Source organism: Nocardioides seonyuensis (assembly GCF_004683965.1).
Classification (GTDB): Bacteria; Actinomycetota; Actinomycetes; order Propionibacteriales; family Nocardioidaceae; genus Nocardioides; species Nocardioides seonyuensis.
In genome coordinates this window covers 1,774,716-1,786,473 of record NZ_CP038436.1, presented here as the reverse complement: position 1 = coordinate 1,786,473, position 11,758 = coordinate 1,774,716, and the positions used below count along the sequence as shown (strand labels likewise).

At 69.2% G+C, this 11,758-nt stretch carries 16 protein-coding genes; 11 read left to right on the top strand and 5 right to left on the bottom strand.

Going from position 1 to position 11,758, the window contains the following annotated elements; genetic code table 11:
* Positions 1 to 152 precede the first annotated feature (152 nt).
* Positions 153 to 1,160, bottom strand: coding sequence for a GlxA family transcriptional regulator (locus EXE58_RS08795; protein WP_208544180.1), 1,008 nt, complete (start codon positions 1,158 to 1,160; stop codon positions 153 to 155).
* Between the two features lie 111 nt (positions 1,161 to 1,271).
* Between EXE58_RS08795 and EXE58_RS08790 the strand changes: the two genes are divergently transcribed.
* The 8 genes from EXE58_RS08790 to EXE58_RS08755 all read left to right on the top strand — a co-directional run bounded on the left by EXE58_RS08790 (position 1,272) and on the right by EXE58_RS08755 (position 7,361).
* Entirely contained in the window at positions 1,272 to 1,973 is a 702-nt protein-coding gene (locus EXE58_RS08790; RefSeq protein WP_135267531.1) for a DJ-1/PfpI family protein, read from the top strand.
* Entirely contained in the window at positions 1,970 to 2,476 is a 507-nt protein-coding gene (locus tag EXE58_RS08785) for a carbonic anhydrase (protein ID WP_135267530.1), read from the top strand. The genes EXE58_RS08790 and EXE58_RS08785 overlap by 4 nt, the downstream gene beginning before the upstream one ends.
* A gap of 63 nt (positions 2,477 to 2,539) precedes the next feature.
* Positions 2,540 to 3,463, top strand: coding sequence for a hypothetical protein (locus EXE58_RS08780; protein WP_135267529.1), 924 nt, complete (start codon positions 2,540 to 2,542; stop codon positions 3,461 to 3,463).
* 46 nt (positions 3,464 to 3,509) lie between these two features.
* The gene (locus EXE58_RS08775; RefSeq protein WP_135267528.1) at positions 3,510 to 4,259 is read left to right on the top strand and encodes an alpha/beta fold hydrolase; all 750 of its coding nucleotides are present in this window, start codon (positions 3,510 to 3,512) and stop codon (positions 4,257 to 4,259) included.
* A gap of 373 nt (positions 4,260 to 4,632) precedes the next feature.
* On the top strand, positions 4,633 to 5,430 hold the full coding sequence (locus EXE58_RS08770) for an alpha/beta fold hydrolase (protein ID WP_135267527.1): 798 nt from the start codon (positions 4,633 to 4,635) through the stop codon (positions 5,428 to 5,430).
* Positions 5,431 to 6,072: 642 nt separating this feature from the next.
* Positions 6,073 to 6,291 (top strand): hypothetical protein, encoded by a 219-nt coding sequence (locus EXE58_RS08765; RefSeq protein ID WP_135267526.1) that lies wholly within the window; start codon positions 6,073 to 6,075, stop codon positions 6,289 to 6,291.
* Positions 6,292 to 6,394: 103 nt separating this feature from the next.
* Positions 6,395 to 6,676, top strand: coding sequence for a DUF4287 domain-containing protein (locus EXE58_RS08760; protein ID WP_135267525.1), 282 nt, complete (start codon positions 6,395 to 6,397; stop codon positions 6,674 to 6,676).
* A gap of 118 nt (positions 6,677 to 6,794) precedes the next feature.
* On the top strand, positions 6,795 to 7,361 hold the full coding sequence (locus EXE58_RS08755) for a TerD family protein (RefSeq protein ID WP_135267524.1): 567 nt from the start codon (positions 6,795 to 6,797) through the stop codon (positions 7,359 to 7,361).
* Positions 7,362 to 7,379: 18 nt separating this feature from the next.
* Here EXE58_RS08755 and EXE58_RS08750 read toward each other — a convergent pair whose 3' ends face one another.
* Positions 7,380 to 7,856, bottom strand: coding sequence for a cupin domain-containing protein (locus tag EXE58_RS08750; protein ID WP_135267523.1), 477 nt, complete (start codon positions 7,854 to 7,856; stop codon positions 7,380 to 7,382).
* A 90-nt stretch (positions 7,857 to 7,946) separates the two neighbouring features.
* Here EXE58_RS08750 and EXE58_RS08745 point away from each other — a divergent pair, with 90 nt between their 5' ends.
* Entirely contained in the window at positions 7,947 to 8,138 is a 192-nt protein-coding gene (locus tag EXE58_RS08745) for a PspC domain-containing protein (protein ID WP_341869546.1), read from the top strand.
* Between the two features lie 27 nt (positions 8,139 to 8,165).
* On the opposite strand, the gene EXE58_RS08740 is transcribed toward EXE58_RS08745, so the two are convergent.
* Together EXE58_RS08740 and EXE58_RS08735 are read right to left on the bottom strand one after the other, a co-directional pair.
* On the bottom strand, positions 8,166 to 9,122 hold the full coding sequence (locus EXE58_RS08740) for an NAD(P)-dependent alcohol dehydrogenase (RefSeq protein WP_135267521.1): 957 nt from the start codon (positions 9,120 to 9,122) through the stop codon (positions 8,166 to 8,168).
* A 66-nt stretch (positions 9,123 to 9,188) separates the two neighbouring features.
* Entirely contained in the window at positions 9,189 to 9,701 is a 513-nt protein-coding gene (locus tag EXE58_RS08735; RefSeq protein WP_135267520.1) for a Gmad2 immunoglobulin-like domain-containing protein, read from the bottom strand.
* A gap of 148 nt (positions 9,702 to 9,849) precedes the next feature.
* On the opposite strand from EXE58_RS08735, the gene EXE58_RS08730 reads away from it, so the two are divergent.
* On the top strand, positions 9,850 to 10,209 hold the full coding sequence (locus EXE58_RS08730) for an MmcQ/YjbR family DNA-binding protein (RefSeq protein WP_135267519.1): 360 nt from the start codon (positions 9,850 to 9,852) through the stop codon (positions 10,207 to 10,209).
* 35 nt (positions 10,210 to 10,244) lie between these two features.
* A complete protein-coding gene (locus tag EXE58_RS08725; protein ID WP_135267518.1) occupies positions 10,245 to 10,811 on the top strand; it encodes an alpha/beta hydrolase in 567 nt (188 codons plus the stop codon).
* Here the strand turns inward: EXE58_RS08725 and EXE58_RS08720 are convergent.
* Positions 10,704 to 11,726, bottom strand: coding sequence for a sterol desaturase family protein (locus EXE58_RS08720; protein ID WP_135267517.1), 1,023 nt, complete (start codon positions 11,724 to 11,726; stop codon positions 10,704 to 10,706). The two genes, EXE58_RS08725 and EXE58_RS08720, sit on opposite strands and share 108 nt — an antisense overlap.
* Positions 11,727 to 11,758 lie beyond the last annotated feature (32 nt).

Genomic DNA, 11,758 nt, shown 5'->3' with positions numbered 1-11,758 from the left:
CTTCCGCGCCTGTGGAGGGCGCGTCGACAACAGGTGTGGAGGCCAGTTCAGTAAGGAAGATTCAGCCGGGTGCGATCGGCTCTCCGGTTGGGCCCGAGCTCGAGATTCGAGTTCGCTCGTGTGTTCGATTGTAGTGCGCATGGCCGTCAGCGTCAATACACTAGGTTGCGGCCGGTCACATCGCTGAAGCTGCGGCGGTAGTGGGACGGACTCATGCCGACGTGCGAGGCGAAGAGACGCCGGAACGACGCGGGGTCCAGGTAGCCGACCGCTGCGGAAACCTCCGCCACCCCGAGGTCCGTCGTCTCCAGCAGCCGCTTGGCGCGCCCGATCCGAGCCGACTGGATGAAGTCGAGGGGCGTCTGGTTGGTCTCCGCCCGGAACCGCCGCAGCAGCGTGCGCGTGCTCACGTGGAAGTGCGCTGCCAACGCCGCGAGGTCGTAGGCCTCGTCGATCCGGTCCAGGAGGTGGGCTCGCACGGCGGTCGAGAAGGCGCCTCGTGACCGCCGGGCGAGCGACTCGTCGACGTACGGCGACTGCGAGCTGCGGTCGGTCCGCGTCAGGGTTAGTCGGGCGGTGGCCCGCGCGATGTCCGGGCCGGCGTGGAGCCGGGCGAGGTGCAGGGCGAGGTCGGAGGAGGCGCTGAAGGCGCCGGTCGTGGTGACCGGACCGTCCTCGACCAGTACGGCGGCGGCCTCGACGGTGGCGAGGGGGTGGCGGCGCGCGAGCTCGTCGGCGACCAGCCATGCCGTGGTGGCCCTGCGCCCGTCGAGGAGCCCGGCGGCACCCAGCAGGAAGGCACCCACACAGATCGAGGCGACCGGCACGCCGCGCTCGCTCGCGCGTCGCAGCACACCCACCTCTCGTCGCCAGCACGCGAGGTCGTCGGGAACGCCACCCTGGCCTGGCCCGAAGTCGAAGCCGGGCACGACGAGCAGGTCGAGGGCATAGCTGATCCGCCGGGCATGGATCGCCGTGCCCCCTGACGTCGACACCGGGCCCGCGTCGACCCCGACGGCGCTCACGGCGAACCGCTCGGGCTGGCCGCTGAACTGCGCCACTCGGTTGGCCACGGTGAGCATGTCCATCACGGACATGGCCTCGGCGGCGAAGCACCCGTCGTACAGCAGGACTCCGACCCGGAGCACGTCGTCGGTCACCTGGCGAGATTAGCCCGGTAGGAGGCGATCCCGCCACTGGTGCGCGTCCGCCCCTGCGGCGAAGGATGAGACCACCGGCCGCGTGGCCGGGAGGACGAAGGAGAAGGTCGCATGCGGATGTCGATGCTCTTGTTCGACGGGTTCACAGCCCTCGATGTGGTGGGCGGCTACGAGGTGCTGGCGAACGTGCCGGGCATCGAGGTCGAGCTGGTGGCGGCGAAGGAAGGCCTGGTCGCGGCCGACACCCGTCGCCTCGGCCTGCCCGCCTACCGCCGCTGCGACGAGGTGGCGGAGACCGACATCCTCTATGTGCCCGGCGGTCCCGGGGTTGTCGCGGCATTGCGCGACCCCGACCTGGTCGAGTGGCTCGCCCGCATGCACTCGACCGCGACGTGGACGGTCGGGATCTGCAACGGCGTGGCCCTCCTCGCAGCCGCCGGAGTGCTCGGCGGGCGGAGCGTCACCACGAACTGGGGCTGGCGGGACCGTATCGCCGCCTACGGGGTCGAGGTGGTGGAGGAACGTTTCCATCGCGACGGCTCGGTGGTGACGGGTGCCGGGGTCTCCGCGAGCATCGATGCCGGCCTCTTCCTGGCCAGCCTGGTCGCAGGTGACGATGTCGCGCGGCTGGTGCAGCTGGGCATCGAGTACTTCCCGGCTCCGCCCGCCATGCTCAGGGCCTCGCTGGACGACGTACCGGCTGCCGAGAAGGAGCTGCTGCGCGCCTACGAGGACGGCCCGTTGCTCGAACGGATGACCACTGGCCGACCGCCCTTCTCGACGGCGGCTCAGGGCATGGTGGTGGCGCCATGAGCATCGAAACCCTGCTGAACAGGAACGTCGCTGCGTCCAGCGCCCTCGCGGACCACGACGACTCCCTCGTCCCCAGCCTCCGCACCGTCGTCCTCACCTGCGCCGACCACCGCGTGGACCCGGCACACGTCCTCGGGCTCGAGCTCGGCGACGCCGTCGTACTCCGCAACCCCGGTGGGCGCGTCACCTCCGACGCGATCCGGAGCCTGCTCGTCCTGGGGACGGTGGCCGCCGTAGAGGACATGAGCACCAACTTCCAGGTCGTCCTCATGCACCACACCGACTGCGGCCTGAGTCGCCTCGCCGGACCCGAGCACGCTCGCCTGCTCGCTGACTTCGCCGGCGTGGAGGCCTCTGAGGTGGGCGGTCTGCACGTGGACGACCCCGTCCTCGCGGTGCAGCACGACGTGGCCCTGCTGAACTCGCTCGGCGTCCTGGCCACCCCAGCCGTCGGCCTCGTGTACGACATCGCCACCGGGCTCGTGACCAAGCACGCTGGGTGATCGCTGGTCGAGGAGGGACGAAGTCCCGTCACGAGACCGCTCTTCTGTGGCAACGTCCGTCCCATGACCTGGCCCGGACTCGCCGTACGACTCGCCTCGTTGAGCGCCCTGGCGGTCATCGCCACGGGGTGCCAGGCAACAGTCGACGCAGCACCGAAGCCCGCACTGAAGCTGGCGTGCAGCGACCCGGAGACCACCAGCCTGGGCGTCCCGACGGCGCGGCGACCTGCCGAGCTCACCACGTCGGGCGGACGGCTGAGCTTCGTCGTCACGGCCTTGCCACCCGGCTCGATCTTTGGCGAGGTCGAGGACACCGAGGTGCATCTCAACGACCCCGACACACCGTCCGAGCCCGTGTTCCGCGTGACGGCGTTGCTGCAGCAGCCCGGAGTCGTCGATGTGGAGGCCGGCACCTACAGCCTGCTCAACACCAACCGCGGCGGCATCGAGGTGCGGACCTGTCCGGACGTGACACTCTCCGACGTCGAGCCGGCGACCCCGGATCGCCGGGGCAACGCTGGCTCCTTGGTCGCTCTGGCCTCTTCGGGGGGTGTGCGTGTCAGGGCTCCGCGGAGGGTCGAGGGAAGAACGTGGACCGCTTCCTTCGGGACCCTCCTGTGCGTGGCTGAAGGCGGCGAAGACGTGTCGATCGTCCGAGTCGACCACAACGCCACAGTTCAGCCGGTATCGGTGACCTCCTTCGTCCGCACCGCAGGCGGCCGAGTCACTCCCATCGCCAGCAAGACCGGCGGTGTCCGCGGACTGGCCGGCGGCGTCCGGCCTGCGAGAGGTGCGCACGTCTCCGAGACCTGTCCGGGTACCCCACGTGTCACCGAGCTGCTCGTGGTGGTGAAGGCCACCACAGCCGGCGCGGCCATCAAGGACTTCCGGATCACGTACGACGACGCAGGCGTGACGCGGACGCTGACGGTGCCGTGGTCGATGGAGATGTGCGGGTCGAAGGTGAAGCGTCGAGGTTGCCGTTGAGGTTCGCGCGCGGGATCCCCAGCACCAATGTGGCAGCGTGCAACCCATGATCTGGTCGAGAACCGGCGGGGCTGGCACGGGCCCGTTGCTGGTCATGCTGCATGGCCTGGGCGCCACCGCCGAGGTCTTCGCCGAAGTCGAGCGAGAGCTCTCCGACAACTGGTCCGGCGGCTGGCTCGTCGTCGACCTGCCGGGCCACGGGCGCAGCGGCTGGGACCCGCCGTACTCCTTCGCGGGTCTCGCCGACGCCGTCCGACCGTTGCTGCCCCACGACCGTGACCTGGTGCTGCTCGGCCACTCGCTGGGAGGCGTGGTGGCCCTGCATCTCGCGGACGGGGCTGCGCCTGCTCCCTCAGCGGTCATCGCCCTCGGGGTGAAGGTTCGCTGGACGGAGGAGGACCTGGGTCGTGCCGCCAAGATCGCGGAGCGACCCGTCCTGACGCTGGCCTCGCGGGAGGAGGCGGTCGACCGCTATCTCAAGCTCGCCGGCCTGAGCGGGCTGGTCGATGCGACGGACCAAGCGACAGACGCAGGAGTCGTTGCCGCCACGGAGGGGTGGCGAGTGGCCCAGGATCCCGCGACCTTCGCCGTGGGCGCTCCGGACATGACGGGGCTGCTCGCCGGTGCAGTGTGCCCGGTGGCCATGGCACGGGGCGAGCACGACCCGATGGTGTCCGACCGCGACCTTGCAGCGTTGGTCCCAGATCCGGTCACTCTCCGCGGACTCGGGCACAACGCACATGTCGAGGACCCTGGCGCGGTGCTCGCCGTGGTCCGTCGGGTCCACGGGCCGTAGGCGTCTCACGACGGCAGCAGGTCCGCGCGAAAGCCTTTCTCCCAGAATGGGGCGACCAACCGGGAGAGCCAAGACGTGTGGCGATCCGGTCGTCCTGACGGCCGCAACGTCACGCGTCCGGAGTGGCGTACGACGATGTGGTCGCCGATGTATCCGGCGGCGGGGCACGCCGCAGGCAGCACGCGCCCACGTCAAACCGCCGCGGCTCGGACGCCCTGTCCCGCGACGTCCTTGAATCGGGACTCCGCTCACGCGAGCCCGTACGCATTTGCTGCAGAAGCTGGTGACACACCGCGCCGTGCCGGACAGGTAGCCCTCGGGCGAGAAGCCGCTCGGCCATGTCCGCCTTCACGTCGGGAGTAGCGTCGCGTCCATGGCGTCGACGGAGACCGTCGAGGTGGATGGCCTCCGCCTCGCCTATCGCCGCGCCGGGCACGGACCGACCGTCATGTTCGTGCACGGCGGTATCGAGGACAGCCGCAGCTGGACACCACAGCTCGACGCGCTCTCCGACGAGTTCACCGTGATCGCCTGGGACGAGCCCGGCGCCGGTGGATCTGAAGACGTCCCCGACGGGTTCCGCCTCTCCGACTACGCCGACTGCCTTGCCGGCATGGTCCGCGCCCTTGTCGGCTCGCCGACGGCGGTCGTCGGGCTCTCGTGGGGTACGACCGTGATCCTCGAGATGTATCGGCGCCATCCCGCAGTGGTCCGCAGCATGGTGCTGGCGGACGGGTACGCCGGGTGGCGGGGGTCGCTGGGTGCCGAGGAGGCTGACGCCAGGTTGGCCGCAGTGCGGGCGGCGCTGGCCGAGCCAGACGAGGGATTCGACCCGACCCTGCCCGGGCTGTTCGCGGGTGAGCCACCCGCTCCCTTCGTACCGCTCCTGGACGCGATGGCGGCTGACGTCAGACGCCGCAGCATGCTGACCGCCCTGACCGCTATGGCGCAGGCCGATCTCACCGAGGTCCTGCCCACCGTTCAGGTGGCCACACTCCTGATCTGGGGCGCGCTCGACGCCCGCTCGCCGCTGTCGGTGGCGCGCGATTTCGAGCGCCGAATCCCTTCAGCGACCCTGGCCGTGATCCCCGACTGCGGACACGTCAGCAACCTCGAGGCACCGGGACCGTTCAATGCGCTGGTTCGCGGCTTCCTCCACGATCACGGCTGACTGTCGAATCCGCCAAGGAAGCGGATCCGGGTGAACGCCAGGCGTTTGCCACATCATGGGGCGGGAACTGCCTCGTCGGCTACGCAGGGAGCTCGTGGACGGCTGGCAAACAGCCACCTAACCTCGGTTGTGTGTTCGAAGCCGCTGCGCTGTCCACCCACCTGACCGGTGACGGTGCTCGGAACTGCGGGGAACTGTCGTGAGCCGCGCAACCCAAGGCCCCTTGACGGGGGAGCCGGACTCGCGTTCATCGACGACGCCCAATGTCATGCGTCCCGGAACCGTGTTCCTGGTTGTCTTCGTTGCCGCGGTCTTCCTGAACGGAGACGTCGCTGGGTCGTTCGCCGATCCCGACAGTCAGTTCGTTTCGATCTATGCCGACGCCAGCAACAGGGCGAGCTACGTCGGAGGAGCATTCCTGCTCGCACTTGCGGGCCTGTCGTTCGCCTGGTTCGCCTACGCACTCTCGAGCGAAGCGGGGAGCTTCCGCGTCCCGCTCCTGATCACCGGAGGGGCCGCGGGAATCGGCATGATCGTCGCAGCTCTCGCCTGGGCCACCGTGCGATCAGCATCTCCTTTGGCGCGCTCGTCGACGATCCGGGGTTCGAGTCCGGCCAATCCGTACTCCCACAGTTCGGCTGGGTGGCATTCGGGATGGGCGCGATGCTGCCCGCCGGAATATTCATCGCGATTGCGGCATGGACGCCCGGCGTGCTCCCCCGTTGGCTCGTGATCCCCAGCTATCCGATCGCCATCTTGGTGAGCCTGACCGCGCTTCTGTTCTTGACCTCAGCCCTGTTCGTCATCTGGGTCATCGCCGTGACAGCGAGTCAAGGGCGGCGTGCCCGGTCCGATGCGTGAGTTGCGTCCTTCGGTCTTCACAGGCCGGTGCACAGCGGTTTCGGAGAAGCGGTGCCGCAGTAGCGCCACTACCGTCGGTGGCACACCACTGGAGGGAATCACGATGAGCTACCAGGCCTACCTCGACGCGATCGAGAAGAAGACCAGCAAGACGCCCGAGGAGCTGTTGGGGGAGGCCGCTGCGCGTGGGTTCACTCCGCAGAGCAAGGCGGGCGATTTCGCGCTCTGGCTCAAGAACGACTACGACGTCGGCCGAGGCCATGCGATGGCGCTGTTCGGCGTGCTCAAGAATGGGGCGACGATCAGCGACAAGCACGTCGGAAGCGGCACCTCCCACTCCGATGCCTCCACCGAACTGCGGCTGGACGGGATCGACCGCCGCTGACGGCGTCGTCGGCCCAGGGGACCCCGTGATGGGCCTGGGCTACGGAGACATGGACCCCATCGGGTCAGTGGCGTTTCCCTGTACGTTCAGGAGCATCGCCTAACGGAGGAGCGACCCCGTGATCGAGCTGACCCAGGGCCAGGAGCTCACGCTCACCGCAGTGGATGGGGAGCCGCTGACCAAGGTGCAGATGGCCGTCGGCTGGGACCACGCCCCTACGGCCGGCTTCATCGGCAGCGGAGCAGCGCCCATCGACCTCGACGCCTCGGCGGTGCAGTTCGCCGGCGGCCAGTTCTTCGACATTGCGTTCTTCAACAACCTCGCGACCCGGGACGGCTCTGTGGTCCACCTCGGCGACAACACCACCGGGAAGGGCGGGGGTGACGACGAGGCGATCACCGTGGACCTGAGTCGGGTCTACCCCAAGGTCGAGTCGATCCTGTTCCTGGTCAGCAGCTACCAGGGGCACTCGCTCGAATACATCCGCAACGCCTACTGCCGACTCGTCGACGACAACGACACCGAGCTGGCACGCTTCACGATCACGCTCGGGGTCCGCGAGACGGGGCTCGTCATGGCGAAGCTGTTCCGTGACGGGTCGGACTGGAAGCTCGGTGCGATCGGAACCGGCATCCCCCTGAAGACCCCCACGGACTCGATGGAGGCGCTGCTGCCCTTCGTCTGAGGCTCAAGGCGGGCTTCCTCAGGCGTGCTCGTCCGACGCCGGCTCGTCCGGCTGGACCGACCACTCCGGGGGCTCGTCGGCACCGGACTCCTCATCGCGCTCGGCGTCTTCGGCGGTCGCCTGCACGATCCCAGCGGCGTGGTGCACGGGCGCGTACACGGTGTAGAGGCGGATCGGTTCGTCGCCGATGTTGGTGACGTTGTGCCAGGTGCCGGCGGGGACCATGATCGCCCAGCCGTCCTCGACCTCCTGGTCGAAGTCGAGCTGGTCCTCGGCGGGGCCCATCTGCACGCGACCACGGCCGCCGTCGAGGCGGAGGAACTGGTCCGTCTCGGGGTGCGCCTCGAGGCCGATGTCGTCGCCGGGCGGGATCGACATGAGCGTCAGCTGGAGGTACTTGCCCGACCAGGCGACCGTTCGGTAGTTGTCGTTCTCGAGCGTTGCCTTCTCCAGGTCGAAGCTCTGGGGCTGAGGGCCGATGTCCTTGATGCTCACGATGATCTCCTGATCGACGACGGTCTGGGGCGTGCTCCACGCTAGGGCAGACGCGAGCCCCTTGAAGGTCCCGACCTCGGCGCGTTAAGCATGTCCATGTCTACTTCTCAATTGGTGCGCCCCCGCCAGGGAAAATGGATCGCTGGAGTCTGCGCCGGCCTTGCAGACAGGTTCGGGATCTCGCGTGGTCTGGTCCGCCTGGGGTTCGTGATCTTCGGTCTCGTGGGAGCGGGCGAGATCGCCTACATCGTCGGGTGGATAGTCATGCCGAAGGACGACTGACCGTTGCATCTACCGGCGAAGGCATCGTCAGGACGGCACGACCACGACCTTGCCGAGCGCCTTCCCCTCGCCGACGTGCAGCAGCGCGGCGGGGACTTCCTCGAGCGAGAACGTGCGGTCGATGACGATCTCGACGTCACCCGCGGCGCAGAGGTCGGCCAGCGGCTCGAAGTGGTCCGGGCCCTCGTTCACGGCGAGCACCCCGATGGAGCGGCCGGTGAGCAGCCCCACCACCGATCCGGCGGTGAGCACGCGGAGCATCGTGCCGACCGAGCCACCCACACATCGATAGCGGCCACCACGGCGAAGGGCGCGCCGGTAGGCGAAGACCGACCGGTGCGCGACCAGGTCGAGCACCAGGTCGTACGGCTGGGACGGGCGCGTGAAGTCGCCCGTCACGAAGTCGACCACCTCGTCGGCACCCATGGACCGCATGAGGTCCAGCTTCCTGCCGTTGTCCACGCCGGTGACGTGGGCACCCGCCCGTTTCGCGAGCTGGATGGCGAACGAGCCCGACCCTCCACCAGCGCCGTTGATCAGCACCCGCGAGCCTGACTGCGCCCATCTCGTCCCCTGCAGCGCGATCGCTCCCGCCTGCGGGATGGTCGAGGCCTGCGCGAACGTCAGGCCGGGCGGCTTGTGGGCCAACACCGACTCCGGCGCCACGGCGTGCTCCGCGAAGCCGCCCTTGAGCGCAAGGTTGTCGCCGTACACCTCGTCCCCGACGTGAAAACGGGTCACCCCGTCGCCGACCGCCTCGACCACGCCGGCGATGTCAGAGCCGAGCGTCGGTCGCGCCGGAGAGCGCAAGCCGCCGAGCCGCGCGTAGGCGGGCGAGCCGCGCAGGCACTCCCAGTCGCTGAGGTTGACCGAGGTCGCCGCGACCTTGACCAGCACCTCACCGCGAGCCGGCGACGGCATCGGCACGTCCTCGAGACGGAGCACCTCGGGGCCGCCGTACCGGTGGTGGACGACTGCCTTCACGACACCGCTCCGGCCATGGGAATCCCGCTGAGTGCCACCCCGGCAGAGTAGGGGGTGCCCTCGTGGTCAGCCCTTGACCGGGATGCGCAGCCGCTGGCCGACGCGAATCTCATCCGGGTCGGTGATCGCCGGGTTGGCGGCCACGACCTGCGCGACCGTCGTCCGCGTGTAGTCGCGCACCTTCCGCACGATCGAGGTCAACGTGTCGCCACGTTCCACCCGGTAGAGGAGCCAGCCCTGCAGGTCGGCGAACATGATGACCTCGACCTCACGCAGGTTGAAGCCAGGACTGGGCCCTTCGTCGGGCAGCCCGGGGTTGTCACCGAAGACCTGCACCGTGAGGCGGGTGCCGTCGCGCGGTGGACTGCTCACCGTGACACGGGTGGAGAACTCCCCCACCGCGGCCATCCCGCCGGTCGACTGCGCGGAGTCCTCGGCGAGGACGCGGCCGCGGCCGTCGAGCACGCGGATGCCGATCGTCCCCTCGAACCCGTTGCCGACCCCGGCGACGAGGAACCGCCGCCCGACGAGGTCGTCCTTGGCGGGCTGGCGTACCCGCACGTCCGTGATCACTCCCATGTGTGTCCCCTCCCGAGTCGATCTCTCTGGCCACCACGGTAGGGATTGGGAGGGGTTCTGTCACCGCACTCGCCACCGTGACTACGGCCTTGATCAGGACCAGAATGTCGCGCATGGGACGTGCCTTCATCACCGCAGGTGCGCTCCCATGGCGGTGATCGAGGACGTGCGGTCGCTCGGGTCCGAGCTGGAGCGCTCCTACGAGGTCTACGTGCGCGGGCGGCTGAAGTTCCGCGTCAAGCAGATCGTCTACGTGGCGTTCTCCCTCGACGAGACCGTCATGGGTTTCGCGTTCTCCAGGGACGAGCGCGCGGCTCTGGTCGAGGGCGAGCCGCAGAAGTTCCGGCTGCCTGCGCCCTCGGACATGCGGTTCAACTGGGTGCACGCCGACCTTGCCGCGCTTGATCCGACCGAGGCCCGCGAGCTCGTCGTCGACGCGTGGCGGATGGTCGTGCCCAAGAAGCTCTCCCGCGACTACGACCTCGCCCACCCGTACGGCCCTGGCTGAAGGTCTCGTTGCGACGCGGAAGAACCCACGCGACCATGAGGAGTGACCAGGTCGACTCGCACTTCGCCGAGGAGCTCCGCCGCCGCGGACTCGCCGTACTGCTCATGGACTACCGCGGCTACGGCGGCAACCCGGGCAAGCCCAGCGAGGACGGCCTCGCCGCGGACGCGGACGCCGCCGTGGACGCACTGAGTGAGCTCGGGTACCCACCGGAACGGACCCTCTACTTCGGCGAGTCCCTGGGCTCGGGCGTCGTCGCGTCGCTCCAGGCGCGGCACCCGCCGGCAGGGCTGGTGCTGCGCTCGCCCTTCACCGAGCTCGCCGACGTCGGCGCGCACCACTATCCCTGGCTGCCGGTCCGTGCACTCCTGCGCGACCGGTTTCCTGTCGTGGATCACCTCGCCCTCAGCGACGTGCCGGTGACGGTCATCTACGGCGACAGTGACTCAGTCGTGCCCTCGGAGCTCAGCGCCCGCGTCGCGGACCGCGCCGCCTCACTGGCCGAGCGCGTGGTCATCGACGGCGCCGACCACAACGACCCCGTCATGTTCGGGCAGCGGGTGGCCGCCGCCGTCGAGCGTCTGGCTGGCCGTGTCGCCTGACTGCTGGGGCCGCCAGCCGGGCGGCCCGAACACGTAGCCGAGCTTGTCGCGCAGCATCGGCGCGCGGCGGACGTCGCGCGCGATGGCGGCGTACTCGTGCGTCTGCAGCTTCACGATGTGGTTGGTGCGGACCGGCGAGGTGAGGCCGTAGGCCGGCCGGTGCAGCTCGGGCTGGAAGGAGCCGAAGAGCCGGTCCCAGACGATGAGGATGCCGCCGTAGTTCCGGTCGAGGTACTCCGGGTCGCGGCCGTGGTGGACCCGGTGGTGGGACGGGGTGTTGAGGACCAGCTCGACGGGGCGCCACAGCCGGTCGACACGTTCGGTGTGGACGAAGAACTGGTAGACGAGGCTGACCGAGAAGCCGAAGAAGACCAGTGCCGGCGGCAGGCCCAGCAGCGGCAGCGGGAGCCAGAACACCAGCTCGGCGGAGTTGTTCCACTTCTGTCGCAGGGCGGTGGCGAAGTTGAAGTACTCGCTGGAGTGGTGGGCCTGGTGGGTCGCCCACACCAGCCGCACCCGGTGGGCGACCCGGTGCGCCCAGTAGAAGAAGAAGTCGACGCCGAGGATCGCCAGGACCCAGGTCCACCACGCGTCGACGGGCAGGTGCCAGGGCGCGACCCAGGCGAACAGCGCGGCGTAGACCAGGAGGCCGAGCGTCTTCCACAGCGTCATGGTGACCACCGAGACGGCGCCCATGGAGATGCTGGCGATCGCGTCCGCGCGGTCGTAACCGCCGGGGAGGGGCAGCGCCCGGTCGTCGGGAGTACGACGCTCGCCCTCGGGACGCTCGTCCTCCAGCAGGTAGGCCGCGAGACCCTCCAGGGCGACGAACAGCAGGAAGAACGGCGCGGCCAGCGCGACCGGGTCCCTCAGCGGCTCGGGGAGGGCGTGCCAGAAGTCCTGCAGCCACTCCATCGTTCCTCCTCCGTCGGGGTGTCGCGAGGCTA